This window comes from Dyadobacter sp., assembly GCF_051859145.1.
GTDB lineage: Bacteria > Bacteroidota > Bacteroidia > Cytophagales > Spirosomataceae > Dyadobacter.
In genome coordinates, this window is the sequence record NZ_JBHYGF010000209.1 from 3,835 (window position 1) to 4,089 (window position 255).

1 protein-coding gene is annotated in these 255 nt (G+C 57.3%); it reads right to left on the reverse strand.

What is annotated here, in order from left to right:
* The coding region (locus ACTIE6_RS13200; RefSeq protein ID WP_439557086.1) for an enolase C-terminal domain-like protein at positions 1 to 255 on the reverse strand (255 nt) is incomplete at both ends.

The following is a 255-nucleotide window of genomic DNA, read 5'->3' on the forward strand; positions in this document are numbered from 1 at the left end:
CCACCTGCAAACAGGCAGCCAGCGCGATCGGCCCGAGCGGACAGTGCGGCGCGGCGGCCACATCAAAGGCTTCGGCCATTGACAAGATCTTCTTGCATTCAGTAATACCCCCCGCGTGCGACAAATCGGGCTGGATAATATCCGCGTACCCGTCCATCAGCAGGTTTTTAAAATCCCAGCGGCTGAACATCCGCTCGCCTGTGGCAATCGGGATACAGGTATGCTGCGCAATTTCGCGTAGCGCCTCATTGTTTT